This window comes from Streptomyces sp. NPDC004667, from assembly GCF_040609475.1.
Lineage (GTDB): Bacteria > Actinomycetota > Actinomycetes > Streptomycetales > Streptomycetaceae > Streptomyces.
The window spans coordinates 176401-196106 of sequence record NZ_JBEXKC010000003.1 but is presented as its reverse complement, the minus strand read 5'-3'; the positions used below and the strand labels follow the sequence as shown (position 1 = coordinate 196106).

The 19706-nt window shown below is 74.6% G+C and carries 17 protein-coding genes; 9 read left to right on the top strand and 8 right to left on the bottom strand.

The genetic code is table 11. The annotated features are described in order from the left end of the window. Positions 1–21: 21 nt before the first annotated feature. Complete coding sequence (locus ABZW32_RS03030) at positions 22–1647, bottom strand: FAD-dependent monooxygenase (protein ID WP_356210387.1); 1626 nt, start codon at positions 1645–1647, stop codon at positions 22–24. Positions 1648–1776: 129 nt separating this feature from the next. Here ABZW32_RS03030 and ABZW32_RS03025 point away from each other — a divergent pair, with 129 nt between their 5' ends. Beyond that, entirely contained in the window at positions 1777–4206 is a 2430-nt protein-coding gene (locus tag ABZW32_RS03025) for a SpoIIE family protein phosphatase (RefSeq protein WP_356210384.1), read from the top strand. A gap of 117 nt (positions 4207–4323) precedes the next feature. Here the strand turns inward: ABZW32_RS03025 and ABZW32_RS03020 are convergent, their stop codons facing one another. Then, positions 4324–4548 (bottom strand): hypothetical protein, encoded by a 225-nt coding sequence (locus tag ABZW32_RS03020; protein WP_356210383.1) that lies wholly within the window; start codon positions 4546–4548, stop codon positions 4324–4326. Positions 4549–4766: 218 nt separating this feature from the next. After that, positions 4767–5312 (bottom strand): DUF5133 domain-containing protein, encoded by a 546-nt coding sequence (locus tag ABZW32_RS03015; RefSeq protein WP_356210380.1) that lies wholly within the window; start codon positions 5310–5312, stop codon positions 4767–4769. Between the two features lie 304 nt (positions 5313–5616). Between ABZW32_RS03015 and ABZW32_RS03010 the strand changes: the two genes are divergently transcribed. The 5 genes from ABZW32_RS03010 (at position 5617) to ABZW32_RS02990 (ending at position 11265) form a co-directional block, all read left to right on the top strand. Continuing rightward, positions 5617–6342, top strand: a complete 726-nt coding sequence (locus ABZW32_RS03010; RefSeq protein ID WP_356210465.1) for a VOC family protein — start codon at positions 5617–5619, stop codon at positions 6340–6342. 403 nt (positions 6343–6745) lie between these two features. Continuing rightward, positions 6746–8245 (top strand): FUSC family protein, encoded by a 1500-nt coding sequence (locus tag ABZW32_RS03005; protein WP_356210463.1) that lies wholly within the window; start codon positions 6746–6748, stop codon positions 8243–8245. After that, complete coding sequence (locus ABZW32_RS03000) at positions 8242–8814, top strand: GNAT family N-acetyltransferase (RefSeq protein ID WP_356210378.1); 573 nt, start codon at positions 8242–8244, stop codon at positions 8812–8814. Before ABZW32_RS03005 ends, ABZW32_RS03000 begins: the two co-directional genes overlap by 4 nt. Positions 8815–9003: 189 nt before the next feature. Beyond that, positions 9004–10143, top strand: a complete 1140-nt coding sequence (locus tag ABZW32_RS02995) for a nitric oxide synthase oxygenase (protein ID WP_356210375.1) — start codon at positions 9004–9006, stop codon at positions 10141–10143. A 54-nt stretch (positions 10144–10197) separates the two neighbouring features. Beyond that, a complete protein-coding gene (locus ABZW32_RS02990; RefSeq protein WP_356210373.1) occupies positions 10198–11265 on the top strand; it encodes a lactonase family protein in 1068 nt (355 codons plus the stop codon). A 90-nt stretch (positions 11266–11355) separates the two neighbouring features. Here the strand turns inward: ABZW32_RS02990 and ABZW32_RS02985 are convergent, their stop codons facing one another. From ABZW32_RS02985 to ABZW32_RS02975, 3 genes are all read right to left on the bottom strand, one after another. Further along, positions 11356–12276 (bottom strand): hypothetical protein, encoded by a 921-nt coding sequence (locus tag ABZW32_RS02985; RefSeq protein WP_100661109.1) that lies wholly within the window; start codon positions 12274–12276, stop codon positions 11356–11358. A gap of 110 nt (positions 12277–12386) precedes the next feature. Further along, positions 12387–13073 (bottom strand): uracil-DNA glycosylase, encoded by a 687-nt coding sequence (locus ABZW32_RS02980; RefSeq protein ID WP_356210371.1) that lies wholly within the window; start codon positions 13071–13073, stop codon positions 12387–12389. Between the two features lie 41 nt (positions 13074–13114). After that, on the bottom strand, positions 13115–14203 hold the full coding sequence (locus ABZW32_RS02975; RefSeq protein WP_356210369.1) for an exo-alpha-sialidase: 1089 nt from the start codon (positions 14201–14203) through the stop codon (positions 13115–13117). 202 nt (positions 14204–14405) lie between these two features. Here ABZW32_RS02975 and ABZW32_RS02970 point away from each other — a divergent pair, with 202 nt between their 5' ends. Beyond that, positions 14406–15506, top strand: a complete 1101-nt coding sequence (locus ABZW32_RS02970; protein ID WP_356210366.1) for an NADH:flavin oxidoreductase/NADH oxidase — start codon at positions 14406–14408, stop codon at positions 15504–15506. Between the two features lie 122 nt (positions 15507–15628). Continuing rightward, the gene (locus tag ABZW32_RS02965) at positions 15629–16024 is read left to right on the top strand and encodes a helix-turn-helix transcriptional regulator (RefSeq protein WP_356210363.1); all 396 of its coding nucleotides are present in this window, start codon (positions 15629–15631) and stop codon (positions 16022–16024) included. A 40-nt stretch (positions 16025–16064) separates the two neighbouring features. Here ABZW32_RS02965 and ABZW32_RS02960 read toward each other — a convergent pair whose 3' ends face one another. Continuing rightward, complete coding sequence (locus tag ABZW32_RS02960) at positions 16065–17429, bottom strand: FAD-dependent oxidoreductase (protein WP_356210360.1); 1365 nt, start codon at positions 17427–17429, stop codon at positions 16065–16067. 52 nt (positions 17430–17481) lie between these two features. Then, on the bottom strand, positions 17482–18138 hold the full coding sequence (locus tag ABZW32_RS02955) for a DUF305 domain-containing protein (RefSeq protein ID WP_356210357.1): 657 nt from the start codon (positions 18136–18138) through the stop codon (positions 17482–17484). Positions 18139–18214: 76 nt separating this feature from the next. On the opposite strand from ABZW32_RS02955, the gene ABZW32_RS02950 reads away from it, so the two are divergent. After that, a complete protein-coding gene (locus ABZW32_RS02950) occupies positions 18215–19702 on the top strand; it encodes a hypothetical protein (RefSeq protein ID WP_356210354.1) in 1488 nt (495 codons plus the stop codon). The last annotated feature ends 4 nt before the right edge of the window (positions 19703–19706 follow it).

Genomic DNA, 19706 nt, shown 5'->3' with positions numbered 1-19706 from the left:
CGGTGGCCCGGCCCCGGTGGCTCAGCTTCCGAACACCCCCGACAGGTACGCCGACAGCTCCCCGGCCGCCGGCGGGCACAGCCGGGCCCCGAGGTGGCCGTCCGGCCGGACCACGAAGGCGGTCGGCTCCCGGACCCCGTACACCCGGCGGAACTCGCCGAGCCCGTCGAGGTACACCGGCATCGGGGCCCAGGCGGGCGCGGTCCCGCCCTCGGTGAGGACCGCGTACGCCGTGAGCCGTCCCGCGGGCAACCCGCCGGTCAGAGCGGCGAGTTCGGGGACGCAAGGGGCCTGCGGGCCGTCGGCGCAGAGCAGCAGCACGTGCTCGCTGCCCCGCAACAGCTCGTACAGGCGGACGGGCCGGTTCTCGATGCGCCCGACCAGCCCGTCACAGTCGGGAGCGCGATCGCCGGGGCGCGGAGCGGGGCCGGTGCCGTCCGGATCCGCAGGGCGCACGAGCGGGCTGTCCGGATAGCCGACGAGCAGCTGCGCCTCGCGCATCAGTACGGTGGTCAGGTCCCCGGCAAGGGCCGGCACCCCCTGGTTGGCGTGCCGCACGGTCCGCCCGACGACCTCCTCGCCGACCGGCCGGCGCTCGGCGTCGTAACTGGCCGTCAACCGCGGGTGCGCGGTCCCCCCGACGGCCAGGGCCAGCTTCCACGCCAGGTTCCAGGCGTCCTGGATCCCGGTGTTCATGCCCTGCGCGCCGGTCGGGGGATGGATGTGCGCCGCGTCCCCGGCGACGAAGACCCGCCCGTCCCCGTACCGGTCGACGATCCGGTGGCTGATCCGGAAGACCGAGGACCAGCGCAGGTCGGAGGCGGTCACCGGCTGCGGCGACAGACGGTCCAGGACCGCCTGCACATGGGACAGCCCGGGAGCCCGGCCGCCCTCCAGGCCGTGTGCCACCCCGTCCTCGCCGACCGACGGGGAGGACAGCTCCGGCGGCACCAGCATCGATGCCCGGTACCGGCCCGGACCCGGCAGGGGAATGCACACCAGCAGGTCGTCCAGGGCGCCGCTGGCATCGTGGTGCAGGGACCGGACCCCGTACGCGTGGGGCAGGTCCCAGTCCACCACCACGTCGGCCAGCATGTACTCCTCGGGGAACGCCCCGCCCTCGAAGGTGAGGCCGAGCCCCTTGCGGACCGTGCTGTGGGCCCCGTCGCACCCCACCAGGAACCGGGCGCGCACCTCCTCCTCGCCGTCCGGTCCGACGAGCCGGCAGGTCACCCCGTCGGTGTCCTGCGCGAAGGACGCCAGTTCGGTGCGCCGCTCGATCCGGGTGTCGAAACGGGCGAGGAACTCCTCCAGGAGCCGCTCGGTCTCGTTCTGCGGCAGCGCGGCGAAACCGTAGGGGACGTCGGGCGGCAGCGCCAGCTCCAACCGGTCCCGCTCCCGGCCGTCGACGTACACCAGCTGCCCGCGCATCGGAATCGCGGCGTCCAGCACGGCCCGCACCAGCCCCATCCGGTCCCACAGTTCAAGCGTGCGCGGCTGGATGCCCACCGCCTTCGCATACGGCATCCGCTCCGGCAGCCGGTCCACGAGCCGGCAGCCGACCCCGCGCCGACGCAGCTCGATCGCCGCGGTCAGCCCCACCGGGCCCGCGCCCGCGACCAGAACGTCCACCGATGCGCCGTGCACCCTTTCATGGTCGCCGCCGCTCCGGACCCCGGCGACCGGAGCCCGTACCCCCCCGTACGGGCTCGGCGGTCGGCGCCGGCCCGCCTGACCGGCGGGCCACCGCCGGGCGCCCCGTGCCATGCTCGTGGCATGGACGGCGATGCCGACTCCGTCGGCGAGGGCACGGCACCCGAGGTCCTCGCGCTGGCCAGGACCGTTGCCAGGCTGCGCGCGGAGATCGTGGACCTGAAGGGCGTCATCGCGACCGCGGTCGTGGTGGAGCGGGCCGAAGGCGTGCTCATGGGCCGGCTGGGGATCTCGGCCGAGGCCGCCCACGAACTGCTCCTGGAGCGCGCCGCACGGCGGGGCCGGAGCGTCCTGGAAGAGTGCTGGATCACCCTGGGCCGGGCGGGCGCGGGCACCCCGCCGCCGTCCGGATCGGATGCGCCCCCGCCGACGCCGGCCACGCCGTCCGTCCGTACCCGTGGGACCCCCGGTCCGGCGGCCGCCGCCACGGTCCTGGCCCGGCTGGCCGAAGGGCTGGTGGGCGCGCGCACCGGCGACGACGTCGCCGAGCTGCTCCGCGGGGAGCTGGCCCCGACGGAGGTCCCGGACCTCGACGGCGTGATGATCTACGTGGCCACCTCCGGCGGCGCCCTGGAGCTGGTGGGCCACGCCGGTGTGGGCGAGGTGGTGGCCGGCCAGTGGCGCCGCGTCCCGCCGTTCGGCGGGCTCGCCGCCCTCCAGGCCCTCGCCGACGGCGAGCCGGTGTGGCTGGAGGATCCGGTCCGCGACGCCCGGCGCCACCCGCTGATCGGCCCACCGGGCCGTTGGCCCGCGCGCGCCTGGCTGCCCATGTCCCGCGACGGTGCGCCCGGGGCCGTCATCGGCTTCCTGCGGACCGGGCCGGAGCCCTTCGACCCGCCCGCCAGGGACCTGCTGCGGCGCGCCGTACGGCTCTGCGGGGGCCTGCTGCGCACGTTCGAACGCCGCCCCGGTCCCACCCCGCCCGGCGACGGGGCGGAGCCCGGAGGGGCCCCCGCCGGGCCGGACGCCGTCCAGGGGATCCTCGACGCCCTGTCCGGCCCCGCGGTCCTCCTCACCCCACTGCGCGGGGCCGACGGCGAAGTGGAGGACTACCGGATCGACGCGGCCGCCCCGGACTCGGCCGACGTGGCCGGACGCCGGGGCCGGGAGCTCGTGGGCCTGCGCGTGCTGGAGACGTATCCGACGGTGGCGGGCACCGCCGTGTGGGAGGGCTACCTGGACGCGCTGACGACGGGGAGGCCGTACGAGGGCGAGCCGTTCACCTACGAGGAGGTGCTCGCGGGCGTCCCGAAGCGGTCCGTGTACTCGGTCCGGGCGACCGTGCTGGGGGAGCACCTGGTCGTCTCCTGGCTCCGCCACGACGGCGACGAGCGGGAGGTCCGCCGCCTGGCGGACATGCAGCGGCTGGGCAACCTCGGCTGGGCGGGCTGGAACCCGGTGGCGCGGACCGCCGTCTGGTCCGAGCAGGTCTACGCGATCTTCGACCGCGACCCCGCCCTGGGGCCGGTCCGGCTGGAGGACCTGCCCCACCACCTGCCGACGGCGGACCGGCCCGCCGTGAGCGCGGCCGTCGCCCGGCTGCTGGGCCGGGGCGAGTCCGTCGACGAGGCCTTCCGCATCAACACCCCCCGCGGAGTGCGTCACGTCAGGATGGTCGCCGAGGCACAGACGGACGCCGACGGCCACCCGGTCGAGGTCCACGGACTCCTCCAGGACGTCACCGCCCGGCAGGACGCCGAGCTCGCCCTGCTGGAGAGCGAACGCGACGTCCTCGTCCAGCGCGGCAGGTTCGAAGCGGAGCGTGCGCTCGCCGCCAGCCTCCAGAACACCCTGCTGCCCATCCCCGAACAGTCCCTGGAACTCGCCGGCCTCTGCGTCGACGTCGCCTACGCGCCCGCCGACAGCGGGATCAACGTCGGCGGGGACTGGTACAGCGCCATCGAACTCCCCGACCACAGCGCCCTGTTCGTCGTCGGGGACGTCGCGGGCCACGGGCTGCCGGCCGTCGGCACCATGGCCCAGCTGCGGTTCACCGCCAAGGGGATGACCGTGACGGGGTCGGCGCTGCCCGACGTCCTGGACCGGCTCAACCGGCTGCTGCTCCACACCGCCGCCGACCAATCCGGGAGCAGCACGGCCACCGCCACCATGGTGATGGGCCGCTACCGGCCCTCGGACCGGCGCCTGACCTGGGTACGGGCCGGGCACCTGCCGCCCCTGCTGATCCGCGGCGACGGGGCGGACTACCTCCCGCAGCCGAAGGGCGCCCTGCTCGGCGCCGCCTTCGGGTCGCGGTACGGGCAGTCCGCGACCGATCTGCTGCCCGGGGACCACCTGCTGCTGTACACCGACGGCCTCGTGGAGGACCCGGGGGAGGACATCGGGACCGGCCTCGCCCGGCTCGCCGACACCGCCCTGCGCCTCGTGCGCGAGGGCCGGGGCGAAACCCTCGCCCGGACCCTCGCCGCCCTGCGGCCGCGCCACCGCGACGACATCTGCGTACTGCACCTCCACGTCCCCGACGACGCCTGAACCGGGGACGACGGCGCACGCAGGGGGCCCGGACACCGGGGACCTCCGGTGTCCGGGCCCGTGGGGGCTCGACGGGTGCGGCGCGCGCCGGGTGCGGCGGACGCGCCGGGCGGCCGGCTACGCGGCTTCGGGGCTCAGGGCGTTGTCGGCATGGGCCTGCACCGCGGAGCGGAAGGCCGTCATGCAGGGCGCGCAGTAGCGTTCGCCGGTCGTCTCGACGGATATGGCGGGGACGGCGGGCGGTGGCGGGGCGAGCCGGCCGCAGAGGGTGCCGGAGGAAGGATCCTTGGCGAGGACGTGCCACAGGAGTTCACCCCGGCCGTCCGGGGATTCAGCGCGCATTTCGTACATGAGGACGCCTTTCCGCGCTTGCGTGGGTGGGCGGAAAACCGCCCGCTGTCCCATGAGAGCCCCCGATCGGCCGAGCGGCCACCGGACTTCGGCCGACCGGGGGAATCCGCCGCTCGGGAGGTTTGACGGAGGTCCGGGGCGTCCGGTCCGGGGCGTCCCCGTCTGCGGCCCCGGACCGGCGACCCGGACCGGCGACCCGGACCGGCGGGTCAGACGGCGAGGCCGGTCTCGTCCCGTCCCCGCGGAGCGTGGTGGGCGCCGTCCGCGAGGCGGAGTTCCGCGGCGCGGAGCGCCTCGTGCGCCGTGGGGCGGCCCATCAGGACGCACAGCGTGTACATGGCGTCGTCCATCGCCCGGCGGGCGTCCGCGTCCGCCGGGTCGGCCCACAGCCATGCCCGGCATCCCCGGAAGCGGCCGAGGGCCTCCCGCGTCCGCTCCCGGCTCGGTACCAGCGGCCGGGCCGGAGCGGTCCCCGCCCCGGCGCCGTCGGCCCCCGCCGTCCGGGCCGCCTCGACGGCCCGCCGCAGGGCCCGCTCCACCCCCTTGGGCGCCTTCACGCCCCACGCCGCGGCGGCCATCGCCGCCGCCAGCCCCTCGACGCCGATGTGCGCCGCCGCGGCCGCGGCGGCCAGTACTCGGTGCGCCTCCCGTGCCGGACAAGGAGTCACCACCATCACCACGCCCACCGCCCACGCGGTCGCGCACGGGGCGGAGGCTTCGCGTCCGCCGATCTGAGGAATGTGAGGAAACGCCACCGGATGATCCCTTCAACCCAAGGCCGAGCGCGCACATGTCCGCACGTATGAAAGGTATGCCCGCCTCGAAACCGGTCGGCACCCCCACGCCGCCCCGACTCCCCCCACCCGGCCCGCTCCGCCGCCCCCGGCCACCCGCCCGGCGCGCTGCGTCCGATCGGGCGGGCGCTGCCGAGCCTCACCGTCCCCACGGCCCGGCAGGGCTACGGTGGGCCGGTTCCGTACGCCGCGCGGCAGAGGAGACGTGGGACCGGTGTCGACATCCAGCCATGAGCTCGCGGGCGTGCCCTGCTGGGTCAGCCTGATGACCCGGGACCTCCCCGCGGGCCAGGATTTCTACGCCTCGGTGATGGGGTGGGAGTTCCGCGACACCGGGGACGGCCTCTCGGTCGCCTTCCGGGACGGGACCCCCGTCGCGGGCATCGGCGCGCCGGCCCCCTCGCCCGGTCTCCCCGTGGGCTGGACCCCGTACTTCGCCGTCGACGACGCCGACGTGACCGCCGCGCGCGTGCGCGAACGCGGCGCGACCGTGGCCGTCGGCCCGCTCCCCTTCGGTACGGGCCGCGCCGCCCTGGCGGCCGACCCCGACGGCGCCGTCTTCGGCTTCTGGCAGGGCGGGGTCATCCCCGACTGGAGCGTGGGACGGGGCTCCGCCCCCGCCTGGCTCGAACTGCGCACCCGCGACGCCTTCGCCGCCGCGATCTTCTACGGACAGGTCCTGGACTGGGCCGACGACAGTCCCGGCTGCTGCACCGTCTCCTACGAGCACGACCGCGTGGTCCTGCGGCACGGCCGGGACACCGTCGCCCGGATCACCGGCGGCGCGGTCGAGGCGGACCCCGACCCGCACGTCCGCCCCCGCTGGCACACCCACTTCCACGTCCCCGACCTCGAAGCCGCCGTCGAGCGGGCGACGGCCCTCGGCGGGACCGTCGCCTCCCCGGTCCACACCACGGGCACCAGCCGCTCGGTCACCCTGCGCGACCCCGACGGAGCCCTCTTCACCGCCGTGGTGCCCAACACCGGCTGACGCCCCCGACCGACAGCCCCGACCGACAGCCCCGTCCGACGCCCGCGCGCGGCCCGCCGGGGCACGGCCCCCGTCGCAGCCTCTGTGGCCAGAGCCGCACCCCGTACGGCCGAACGTACCCGCCCTCGGGCCGTCCTGGTCCGCCGGCCGCATCCCGGTCGATTTCCGGCCGCTCGGGCTGTGCCAATGGCCCAGTGGCGGGGGGCCCGCTTGAGCCAGTGGGCCTCCGGATGGTTATCTGTGGCGTATCCATGTACTTACGGCGCCACGCAGCGCCGGACGGCAACGAGGCCGGTCCGGACCGTGGCGCCTTCGCCGTGCCCCCACACCGCCCACCACCCCCGGGCGGCAGGCGGCCCGGCGTGCTCCATCGCAAGGGGGGCGGCACACCGCCGTGAAGAGAATGTTCGTGGCTCCGGACCCGGGGCGCACCAGACTCAGGAACTCACTGCGCGCGGTCGTCGGCGTGGGACTCGCCGTCGTCGCGGCCGAACTGGCGGGGCTCTCCCTGACCGCCTCCATCACCGGTGGACTCGCCGCCCTGCTGGCCCTGTTCACCGTCCTCGACGCGGACGTGCGCGCCCAGCGGGTGACCACCGCCCTGCTGCCCGCCGCCGGATTCCCGGTCCTGGCGCTGGCCACCACCCTGCACGGGATGCCGCAGGCCCGGGACGCGGGCTTCCTCGCCGTGGTCTTCGCCGGGGTGTACGCCCGCCGCTGGGGACCGCGCGGCCACGCCCTCGGCGTCTTCGCCTTCATGATGTTCTTCGTCACCCAGTTCCTGCACGCCGTGCCCGCCCAGCTCCCGGAGCTGTTCGCGGCCGTCGGACTGGCGCTGCTGTCCGCAGGGGCCGCGCGCTTCGTCCTGTGGCCCATCGAGCGCCGCACCCCGCCCCCGGCCGCCCCGCCGGGCCTGCCCGGCACCGGCCTGGCCCGCCCCACCACCCGGCAGGCCTTCCAGGCCACCGCCGCCTGCGGCTTCGCCCTCGCCGTCGGCCAGGCGCTGTCCGAGGACCGCTGGTACTGGGCCGTCGGCACCGCCTGGTGGATCTTCGTCAACACCGCCTCGCGCGGCGAGACCCTGGTGCGCGGGTTCCGCCGGGTGCTGGGAACCGTCATCGGCATCGCGGCCGGGCTCCTGATCGCCGTACCGCTGCACGGAGCGCCCGCGCCCACCGCCGCCCTGGTCGCGGTCTGCGTCTTCGGCATCTTCTACACGGCCGCGCCCTCGTACTCCTGGATGATGTTCTTCGTCACCGTCATGGCCGGTCTGCTCTACGGGCTCCTCGGCGTCCTGCACCCCGGCCTGCTGCTGCTCCGCTTCCAGGAGACGGCCGTCGGCGCCCTGGGCGCGTCGCTCGCCGTGGTCCTGGTCCTCCCGGTCACCACGCACGCGGCCAACGACGCCTGGATCCAGCGCGCGCTGCACTGCGTACGGGCGTCCACCGCGGCCTCCCTCGACCGGCTCGCGGGCGACCCGGACGCCGATCCCGCCCCCCACGCCGCCGAGCTGGAGCTGCTGCTGGGCCGGGTGCGGATGGCCCTCGCGCCGCTGGTCCATCCGCTGAGCCCGCTGCGCGCCCGCAAGGCCCGCGCCCGGCAGGTGCTGGCGCTGCTCGACGACTGCGCCCGCGAGGTGCGCGGGCTCGTGGCCGTCGCCGCCGACCCGCAGGCCTCGCACGACGCCCGGCTCGCCGCCGCCTGCTGGCGCGTGGAGGCGGCCGTCGAGGCGCTCACCGCCCCGCAGGGCACCGCCGGTCCGGCCGCCCCGCGGACCGCGCCCCGCCCGGCCGCGGCAGAGCCCGCGCTGGCCCACCTCCACGGCCTGGAGGAGGCCCTGACGGCCCTCGCCGCGCCCCTGCGCACCGACCCGCGCGCCCCGCTGGCTACCGTCGGGGCATGACGCTCCAGTACCGCACCGCCAGGCCCGGGGACCGGAAGGCGATGGAGGCCCTCGACGGGTCCTTCCACACGGACACCGTGTTCGAGGTGATCGGTTCCGAGGACGGTTTCGCCGTCCGGGAGGTCCCCGTCGATCCGCCGCTGCACAAGGTGTTCCCGCCCGACGAGGGCGACGCGGACCTCCCCGACGGCGACGGCGACGGCGACGGCGACAGCGGGGACGGGGACGAGGACGCCCGGACCTTCGTCGCCCTGGACGGCGGGGTCCTGTGCGGTTTCGCCGCCGTCGGCTACGCCTCCTGGAACCGGCGGCTCACGGTCGAGGACATCGAGGTCGCCCCCGGCCATCGGGGCCGGGGGATCGGCCGGGCCCTCATGGACCTCGCCGCCGGGTTCGCCCGCGAACGGGGTGCCGCGCACCTCTGGCTGGAGGTCAGCAGCGTCAACACGCCCGCCGTCCACGCCTACCGGCGCATGGGATTCACCCTCTGCGGCCTGGACACGGCCCTCTATGACGGCACGCCCGCGGCGGGGGAGCGCGCCCTGTTCATGACCCGTCCCTGCGACTGAGGCTGCGGCGGATAGTACGACCGCCGGAGCCCCACCGCAGGCCAACGGGCGAAGACCACTCGGACGAGTGTTCCCTGCCTGCTCCGCTCACTGCACTGACCTGCGACATGTACAACGGGTGATTGTTTATTGCCCATTCATCCGGCACGTACAGGGTGGATCTGGTCGGACAGGGGGTAACCGGTCGGAATGGAAATTCTCCAGCAGTACGCGAGCGCCGCGCAGGTGTGGGAAGAAGCCGAGGAGTTCATCCGGCTCTTCCACCGGGAGAATCCGGAGGCGGGCGATCCGCGGGCCCGCCTCGCCGAGGTACGGGCGGAGCTCGCGGACACCGGCACCTACCGGCACACCCCCCTGGAACTGGTCCACGGTGCCCGCGTGGCCTGGCGCAACAGCAACCGCTGCATAGGCAGGCTCTACTGGAACTCGCTGCGCGTGCGCGACCGCCGCGCGCTCACCGAGGCCGAGGACATAGCCGACGAGTGCTTCGAGCACCTGCGCGAGGCCACCAACGGCGGCCGGATCCGCCCCACGATCACGGTCTTCGCCCCGGACGCCCCGGACCGCCCCGGCCCGCTGATCTGGAACGAGCAGCTGGTGCGCTACGCGGGCTACGGCGACCACCACTCCATCACCGTCGGGGACGCCCGCAACGCCCCGCTGACCGAGGCCCTGCTGCGGCACGGCTGGGCGGGCGGTGCCGGCACCCCCTTCGACCTCCTCCCGCTCGTGGTCCAGGGCGTCGACGACAAGCCCCGCTGGTTCGACACCCCCGCCGACGCCGTGCTGGAGGTGCCGATCCGGCATCCGGACCGCCACGACGACTGGGGCGACTGGGACCTGCGCTGGCACGCCGTTCCCGCCATCTCCAACATGTGCCTGGAGATCGGCGGGGTGCACTATCCGGCCGCCCCCTTCAACGGCTGGTACATGGGCACCGAGATAGGCGCCCGCAACCTGGCCGACACCGACCGCTACAACCTCCTGCCGGCCGTGGCCCGCAGGCTCGGCCTGGCCACCACCAGCGACCGCTCGCTGTGGAAGGACCGCGCCCTGGTCGAGCTCAACCGGGCCGTGCTGCACTCCTTCGACGAGGCGGGGGTCACCATCGCCGACCACCACACCGAGTCCCGGCGGTTCCTCTCCCACCTGGAACGGGAGGAGCGCAAGGGGCGCGAGGTGGGCGCGGACTGGTCCTGGATCGTCCCGCCGATCTCCGGTGCGGCGACCCCGGTCTTCCACCGGACCTACGAGGACCGGCCGAGCGCCACCGCGTACGTGCACCACGCCGGTGCCCAGGAACGCGCCAGGGGCGAGGATTTGGTCTAGACCTTCTGTTACGGTCGGCCCGTACGGATCCGGAACGGCGGAGAAGGGGCACCCGTGGACGACGCGGACAGCACGGACCACAGCGGCGGACACCGGGCCTACATCGGCTCGTTCACCTCGGGGGGCGGCCGCGGCATCACCACCGCGGCCGTGGATCCGGCCACCGGGGCGCTGACCCCGCTGGCGGCCGAGCGCTCCCTGCCGGACCCCTCCTACCTCGCGCTCGACCGGGGCACCGGCGTGCTCTACGCGGTCGGCGAGACCGAACGGGGCCTGGCGGCGGCGTTCCGCCCCGTGGCCGGGGGGCTGGCCCCCCTGGGGGCGCCCGTCCGGGTCGGCGGTTCCGGGCCCACCCACCTCGCCCCGGCCGGGCGCCGGCTGCTCACCGCCAACTACGGCTCGGGCAGCGTCAGCAGTCTGCCGCTCGGCCCGGACGGCGCCCTCCACGGGCCCGCCTCCGTCCTCACCCACCGGGGCACCGGCCCCGACACCGACCGGCAGGAGGCGCCCCACGCCCACCAGGTGCTGCCCGACCCCACCGGCCGGTGGGTGCTGAGCGTGGACCTGGGCACCGACTCGGTACGGATCTGCGCGCTCGACCCGGCCGCCGGCGCGCTGCGCGTGCACGGGGAGGCCGTGCTGCGCGCCGGCACCGGGCCGCGCCACCTCGCCTTCCACCCGTCGGGCGAGGTGGTCTACGTACTGCACGAGCTGGAGCCGCAGCTGACCGTCTGCCGCTGGAACGCGCTCTCCGGGCACCTGGAACCGGTCGGCGAGGTTCCGGTCGCCTCAGCGGGCGCTCCGGGGGCCGCGCGGGCCTACCCCTCCGCGATCGTGGCCTCGTCCGACGGGCGCTTCGTGTGGGCCGCCGTCCGCGGCGCCGACACCCTCGTGACCTTCTCGCTCGCCGGAGGCCCGGAGAAGCCGCAGCTCACCGGCACGGTCGCCTGCGGCGGCCACTGGCCGCGCGATCTCGCGGCCGATCCTTCGGGGCGCCGGCTCTACGCGGCCAACGAGCGCTCCGGCGACGTCACCTGGTTCGAGGTCGACCCGCTGACCGGGCATCCGCGCCGCGCCGGTTCCGTGGCCGTACCGGCGGCCTCCTGCGTGGTCTTCGGCTGACCCCGGAGCCGTGGGCCCGGCGACGGTCCACGGACACCGCGAGGGCCCGCCCCGGATCCGGGGCGGGCCCTCGCGGTGTCGTACGGGACCTCAGTGCGCGGCGGCGCCCAGCGTGATCCCGAGGGCGGCGCTGTACTGGGCGACGGCGAGCTTGCCGAGCGCCGGGTAGGCACCGAGCACCTCGGCGGCGGCGCAGTCGGCCTCCTTGCAGGCGGTGTCCAGCAGCCCCTCGGCGGCCTCGGGGCCGATCAGGTAGGGCGCCAGGGCCAGCTGTGCGGAGCCGGAGCCGCGGAGCTCGGCGGCGACGGCGGCCACCGAGCCCTCCTGGTCCAGGGCGGCGGCGATCACGGGCACCGCGAGGCGGGCGGCCAGCAGCATGCCGGTGATCCCGGCGGCCTGGACGGCCTCCTCACCGCCGGTGGTGGCCAGGATGATGCCGTCGGCCGCGGTGGCCACGGTGAACAGCCGGGCCCGGTCGGCGCGGGCCAGACCGGCCTCGGAGAGCCGCACGTGCAGGCCCTCGGCGAGCAGCGGGTGCGGACCGAGTACGTCGGCCAGCTCGGCGGCGGCGGAGGAGTCCATCAGCGCCTGGCGGACCCGGCGCAGCAGGTCGCCGTCGGGGCCGGCCAGCAGGGGCACGACCACGGCGTCGGGGCCGGTCGGCGCGGGCACCTCGTGCCCGGCGGCGCGCGCGAACTCGGCGCGCGCGGTCCGCTCGTTCGCGACGGCGGTCAGCACGCCGGAGAGCGAGGGGAACTCGGCCCCCTCGGCGTCGTCACCTTCGAGGTACCCGATCCGGGCGTCCAGGCCGGGCAGCTCGGAGCGGCCGATGCTGATGATCTCTTCCGCGAGGCCGCGCGAGGCGGCGGAGGGGGCACCGGGCACGGCGAGCACCAGCGCGGGCGCGCCCTCGGGCGCCACCGCGGGCTCGGGCCGGCGGTGCCGCCCGGTCTGGCGGGGTCGCGGCATTCGTACGGGCAGGCCGTTGGCGGGCCCAGTGGGGGAGCTCATGGCGCCGCATGCTACTGGTTCATCGGAACGAGGTGTTCGGGCAGGGCCTGTTCGGGCGGCTTCTGTCCGTATTTATCCATGGAATGTCGTAGCTCAATGTCATATAAGGTTCAACTGACCGCCGGAAGGCGCCAGTCGACGGGCTCCGCACCCTGGCGGACCAGCAGCTCATTGGTCTTGCTGAAGGGCCGCGAGCCGAAGAAGCCGTTGGCCGCGGACATCGGGGACGGGTGGACCGACTCCACGGCGGGCAGCTCGCCCAGCAGCGGCCGCAGGTTGCGCGCGTCGCGCCCCCACAGCACCGACACCAGCGGCTTTCCGCGCGCCGCCAGGGCTCGGATCGCCTGCTCGGTGACCGCCTCCCAGCCCTTGCCGCGGTGGCCGCCGGTCTTGCGGGGCGCGGTGGTGAGCGCGCGGTTCAGCAGCAGGACGCCCTGCCGGGTCCACGGGGTCAGGTCGCCGTTCAGCGGCCGGCCGGTGCCGAGGTCCGCGTGCAGTTCGCGGAAGATGTTGTCCAGGCTGGGCGGCCACGGGCTCACCTCGGGCGCCACGGAGAAGGACAGGCCCATCGCGTGTCCCGGGGTGGGATAGGGGTCCTGCCCGACGATGAGCACCTTCACCTCGTCGAAGGGCTGCTGGAAGGCGCGCAGGACGTTCGCGCCGGAGGGGACGTACGTCCTCCCGGCCGCGATCTCCCCGCGCAGGAAGTCGCCCATCGCGGCGATCTGCCCCGCCACCGGCTCCAGGGCCCGGGCCCAGCCCGGCTCGACGATCTCGTTCAACGGTCTTGCTGCCATGGGTGATCACTCTACTGGCCCACACCGACAGCCGGTCCCGTTCAGCGCAGTACGGCGGCCCGGACGCACAGGACGTCAGGGAGGTGGGCCGCCAGCTGCTGCCAGCTGTCGCCGTCGTCGTGGCTGGCGTACAGCTCGCCGTTGCGGTTGCCGAAGTAGATGCCGGCCGGGTCCGCGTCGTCGGTGCACAGGGCGTCGCGCAGCACCGTGCCGTAGTGGTCCCCGGAAGGCAGCCCCTTCGAGAGCGGCTCCCAGTGGGCTCCCGCGTCCCGGGTGCGGAAGACCCGGCAGCGGTGCTGCGCCGGGACCCGGTCCGAGTCGGCGTTGAGCGGGAAGACGTAGGCGGTGTCGGGGCGGTGGGGGTGGGCGGCCACGGCGAAGCCGAAGTCGGAGGGCAGTCCGGCGCCGATGTCGGTCCACTCGGTGCCGGCGTCGTCGCTGCGGTACACGCCCCAGTGGTTCTGGAGGTAGAGCCGGCCGGAGGTCCCGGCGTCCCGGGCGATCTTGTGGACGCACTGGCCGAACTCGGGGTGCGGGTCGGGCAGGAACACCGCCGACACACCGTGGTTGGACGGTTCCCAGCGGGCCCCGCCGTCGCGGGTGCGGAAGACCCCGGCGGTGGAGACGGCCACCGTCACCGCCGCCGGATCGGCCGGGTCGGTGATCACGGTGTGCAGGCCCTCGCCCCCGCCGCCCGGAACCCAGGCGGAGCGGGTCGGGTGCTCCCACAGCGGCCGCACCAGCTCGAAGGAGGCACCGCGGTCGGTGGAGCGGAACAGGGCGGCCGGCTCGGTCCCGGCGTAGACCACGTCCGGGGCCTCGGGGCCCGCGGGCTGCAGCTGCCAGATCCGCTCCAGGGAGGCGCCCGTGTCCTTGGGGAACCGCACGGCGGGCGCGGCCGGTTCCCGCCAGGTGGCTCCCAGGTCGTCGGAGGTGAAGACGGACGGCCCCCAGTGCGAGCTGTCGCCGCCGGCCAGCAGCCGGGGTGCGGGCCCCCGTCCGTCGATGGCCACGGCGGACACGGCCTGGGCGTTGAAGAGGGGTCCTTCGAGCTCCCAGGGGCCGGCGTCCCGGCGGCGGCCGATGAACAGCCCCTTGCGCGTTCCCGCGAGCAACAGCACGTCGGTCATGGCCGGCACCTCCGGACGCCCTCGCCCACCCTGGTGGCTTTCGGCCAGTCTGCACCCGGCCGCCGACGTCGGCCGGGCGGCGCGCGGCGCCCCGGCGGACCGCTTGTACGGGAGGTCTCGTACTACGAGAGATTTCGTAGTACGGTGTTCCTCGTACTTAGCGCCGGTCCCGGCGCGCGTCCGGTGACATCTGGAGAGCCCCATGAGTGCTGCACCCGCCGCCTTCGCCGCCCTTTTCCAGCCCTACACCCTGCGGTCGGTGACCGTGCCGAACCGCATCTGGATGGCGCCGATGTGCCAGTACAGCGCCGAGCCCGCCGGCCCCGACGCGGGCGTGGCGCACGACTGGCACTTCACGCACTACGCGGCCCGCGCCACCGGCGGCACCGGACTGATCGTCCAGGAGGCCACGGCCATCTCCCCCGAGGGCCGCATCAGCCCCTACGACCTGGGCATCTGGAACGACACCCAGGTCGCGGCCCTGCGCCGGATCACCGACTTCGTGAAGTCCCAGGGCGCCGTTCCCGGGATCCAGATCGGTCACGCCGGCCGCAAGGCGTCCACCGAGCGGCCCTGGAAGGGCGGCCGCTCCGTCGGACCCGAAGCGCACGGCTGGACCCCGGTCGCGCCGAGCGCCGTGCCGTTCGCCGAGGGCGACCCGGAGCCGCGGGCCCTCACCGTGGAGGAGATCCGGGAGGTCACCGGGCAGTTCGCCGCCGCCGCCGGGCGCGCGCTGGCCGCCGGGTACCAGGTCCTGGAGATCCACGGCGCCCACGGGTACCTGATCGGCCAGTTCCTCTCCCCGTACACCAACCGGCGCACCGACTCCTACGGCGGCTCCTTCGAGAACCGCACCCGCTTCGCCCTCGAAGTCGTCGACGCCGTACGGGAGGTGTGGCCCGAGGAGCTGCCGCTGCTCTTCCGGATCTCCGCCACCGACTGGCTGGACGAGGACGGCTGGACCGCCGACGACACCGTCCGGCTGTCCGCCCTGCTCCTGGAGCACGGAGTGGACCTGCTCGACGTCTCCACCGGCGGCCTCGCCCCGCACGCGAAGATCCCCGTCGGCCCCGACTACCAGGTGCCCTTCGCGGCCCGCGTCAAGAAGGAGACGGCGCTCCCCGTGGCCGCCGTCGGGCTGATCACCGAGCCTGAGCAGGCCGAGAAGATCCTGGCCAACGGTGAGGCGGACGCCGTCCTCCTCGGCCGCGAGCTGCTGCGCGACCCCTACTGGGCCCGCCGCGCCGCCGCCGAACTCGGCGGGGAACTGCGCATGCCCGCCCAGTACCACCGCTCCTGGTGAACCGGGTGCGGCGCGGGAGTTCCCCACGCCCGCGCCGCACCCCCACCCGTCCTACGACGGTTCTCGTACGATGGGGTCCGCCGCCGCCCGGCGGAGGCCGATCCGAACGAGAGGAGCCGGACATGACGGAACGGGACACCGCCCGCACCCTGGCCCACCCCGAGCCGGACGAGATCCGCCTCGAAGGCGTCCTGCACGCCCTGTCCGACCCGGTGCGGCTGTCCATCGTGCGCGATCTCGCGGCCACCGGAGCCGAGCTCTCCTGCTCGCACTTCGACCTGCCGGTCACCAAGTCCACGACCACCCACCACTTCCGCGTCCTGCGCGAGAGCGGGGTCGTGCGCCAGACCTACCGCGGCACGGCCAAGATGAACGGTCTGCGCCGCACGGAACTCCACGCGCTCTTCCCCGGTCTCCTGGACGGCGTCCTGCGTGCCGCCGCCGCCGAAGAGGCCCGGCTCGGCGCCCGCGGCTCCACCCTCGACGCCTCCGATGCCCCCGGCGCGTCCGTGGCGTAGGGGGCGTTCGAGGCGGGGGAGTCCCTCGGGGACGGACGGTTCAGGCGATGCCCGCCGCGGCGCGCAGGCCCGGCCAGTCGGGGATCTTGACCGAGCGGCGGCCCAGCGAGCGGCCCAGGTCCTCCTCGGCCGCCTCGATGGCCAGCCAGCCCGGCCACTCCACGGGACGCAGACCGGCCGCGCGCAGGGCGGTGAGCGGATCGGCCGGCAGCTCGCGCCGGGCCAGCGGGCCCGCGTCCTGCAGCAACGAGGACACCGTCTCCTTGGCACACGGCCGGTTGGTGCCGATGACCCCGGTCGGACCCCGCTTGATCCAGCCCGCCACGTACTCGCCGACCGAGGCCCGGCCCGCGCGCAGCACCCGGCCCGCCGCGTGCGGCACCGTCCCGGTGGAGGCGTCGAAGGGCAGCCCGGCCGGCGGCACGCCCAGGTAGCCCACCGAGCGCAGTACCAGTTCGGCGTCGAGGTCCTCGTACGCGCCCGTACCCCGCACCCCGCCGCGGCCGTCCGGGGCGGTCCGCTCGAAGCGGACCCCGCGCACCCGGCCCTCCGGGCCGCCGAGCAGCTCGACCGGGCGCAGGTAGAAGCGCAGCGAGATCGACCGCCGTGCCCCGGGGTCCGGAGCCGCCCGCGCCCACCCGCGCAGCACCTCCACGTTCCGCCGGGCCACCGCGGGCAGGGCGGCCGCCGCGGCCGGGTCGCCGGGCTCGGCGCAGGCCGGGTCGAGGGCCAGCTCGGCGGGGTCCACCCGGGTGTCCACCTCCGCCAGCGTGCCCAGTTCGCGGAGCTCCTTGGTGGTGAACCTGCCCTGCGACGGGCCGCGCCGGGCCACCATCGTCACGGTCCGCAGGCCGCTCTCCGCCAGCGCGCCCAGGGCCGGCTGCGGCATGTCGGTCGGCCGCAGCTCGGGCACGCCCCGGGCCAGGATCCGGGTCACGTCCACCGCGACGTTCCCGGCCCCGACCACCACGGCCGAGCGCACCCCGGCCAGGTCGAAGGGCCGGGCGTCGGGGTGCCCGCTGTACCAGGACACGAACTCCGTCGCGGAGTGCACCCCGGCCAGTTCCTCGCCGGGGATGCCCAGCGTCCGGTCGCGCGCCGCGCCCACGCAGTACACCACCGCGTGGTACAGCTCCAACAGCCCGGCGGTGGACAGGAGTTCGCTGCCGACCTCCACGTTCCCGAGGAAGCGGATCCGCTCGTCCTCCAGCACCGACCGCAGGCTTCCGGTCAGCGACTTGATCTTCTCGTGGTCGGGGGCCACCCCGTACCGTACGAGGCCGTACGGCGCCGGCAGCCGGTCCAGCACGTCGACGCGGACGCCCGGTACCTCCCGCTGCTGGACCAGTGCCTGAGCGGCGTAGACCCCACTGGGACCCGAACCGACGACGGCGACACGAAGCACGGCGGAGCTCCTCCCGCAGGTGCTCCCAGCATGACACCGGGGCCCCGGCCCGTCAGCCCATCGCGCGCATCCGGTGGATCTCGGCTGTCTGGGTGGCCACCACCTCGTTGGCCATCTCCTCGACGGCCCCGTTGTTGCCCCCGGCCAGCGCCTCGCCGGCCATCTTCACGGCGCCCTCGTGGTGGGCGGTCATCAGCTTCAGGAAGAGCCGGTCGAAGTCGCTGCCCCTCGCCCCGGTCAGCTCCTCGATCTGCTGCTCCGTGGCCATGCCGGGCATCGCGCCGTGGTCGTGGGGTGCCACGTCGGAGCCGGGCGAGGGGTAGCGGGAGAGCCACTTCTCCATGGCCCCGATCTCGGGCCGCTGCGCGGCCGTGATGCGCTCGGCGAGGCGTTTGACGGCGTCGGAGGAGGCCCGGTCGGGGGCGAGGGCGCTCATCGTCAGGGCCTGGCGGTGGTGTTCCGTCATGTGCCGCACGTAGGTCTGGTCGGCGGCGTTGGGGGTGTCGTCGGGACGTTCCTTCGCGGCCTGTTCGGGGGTGAGGGTGCGGGACTTCTCGCCCGGTTTGCCGGGGGCGACGACCACCGCGGAGCCTTCGGCGGCCCGTCCGCCGCCGCCGTCGTCGTCCTGGCAGCCGGTCAGTGTGAGGAGGAGTGCGGCGGCCAGAGCCGCCCCCAGGAATCGGCCGAGTAATGCGTTTGCCATGTCCATGGAGAGGAAGATACTGCCGGGGTCCAGGTTCCGTTCCCAGGAGGAGCGAAACGTACGGGCCCCCACGGGAGGCACAGTGACCACGTTGCACACCGTCCGAGTGCGCCACCGGAGTCTGGGGGTGGCCCTGGCCGCCGCCGGACTCCTCACTACGCTCCTGGCCACCGCCGGACCGGCGGCCGCCACCCCCGACCCCGGAGACCTCGCGCCGGGAACGGGTTCCCGGCAGAGCGCCGGCCCCGCGCAGGACCGCGAACTCGCACCCGGAGAGATCCCCGGCAAGGACGAGATCGTGCACAGCCGCAACATCAAGCCCCTGGCCAACATCCCCAGCGCCAACCCCAACACCATCAACTCCGACCTGGCGTTCCAGGGGAACTACGCGTACGCCGGCAACTACGACGGCTTCACGATCTACGACATCGCCGATCCCAAGTCCCCGAAGGTGGTCACCCGGGTCCTGTGCCCCGGCGGCCAGAACGACGTCTCCGTCTCCGGTGACCTGCTCTTCCTCTCCACCGACTCCTCGCGCAGCGACGACTCGTGCAACAGCGTCTCGCAGCCCGCCACGGAGAAGTCCTCGTGGGAGGGCATCAAGATCTTCGACATCAAGGACAAGAAGAACCCCAAGTACATCAAGTCCGTCGAGACCGCCTGCGGTTCCCACACCCACACCCTGGTGCCGGGGGGCCGCGACATCTACCTCTACGTCGCCTCCTACTCGCCCAGTGAGGCCTTCCCGGACTGCCAGCCGCCGCACGACGGCATCTCGGTCGTCAAGGTCCCGAAGAAGGCACCGACCAAGGCCGCCGTCGTCGCCTTCCCGGTGCTCTTCCCGGACGGCGGCAACCCCGGCGCGCCCACCAACCCCGGAGTCACCAAGACCACCGGCTGCCACGACATCACCGTGCTGCCCTCCGAGGACCTGGCCGCCGGTGCCTGCATGGGCGACGGCATCCTCTTCGACATCAGCGAGCCCGAGCGGCCCCGCGTCATCGACCGGGTACAGGACAACGTCAACTTCTCGTTCTGGCACTCCGCGACCTTCAACGAGCGCGCGGACAAGGTGGTGTTCACCGACGAGCTGGGCGGCGGGGGCGGCGCCACCTGCAACGACGCCATCGGGCCCAACCGGGGCGCCGACGGCATCTACGACATCACCGGCCGCGGCGACCAGCGCAAACTGGTCTTCAAGGGCTACTTCAAGATTCCGCGCGCCCAGGCGGACACCGAGAACTGCGTGGCCCACAACGGCTCGCTGATCCCGGTCGGCGGAGACCGCGACATCATGGTCCAGGCCTGGTACCAGGGCGGTGTGTCCGTGTGGGACTTCACCGACTCCACCAGTCCCAAGGAGATCGGCTACTTCGAGCGCGGCCCGCTGACCACCGACAAGCTCGGCCTCGGCGGCTCCTGGTCGGCCTACTACTACAACGGCCACATCTACTCGAACGACATCGCCAAGGGGCTCGACGTGCTGCGGATCGACGACTGGCGCACCGACAGCGCCAAGTGGGTCCGGATGGACCGGCTCAACGTGCAGAGCCAGCCCGAGTACCACTGACGGG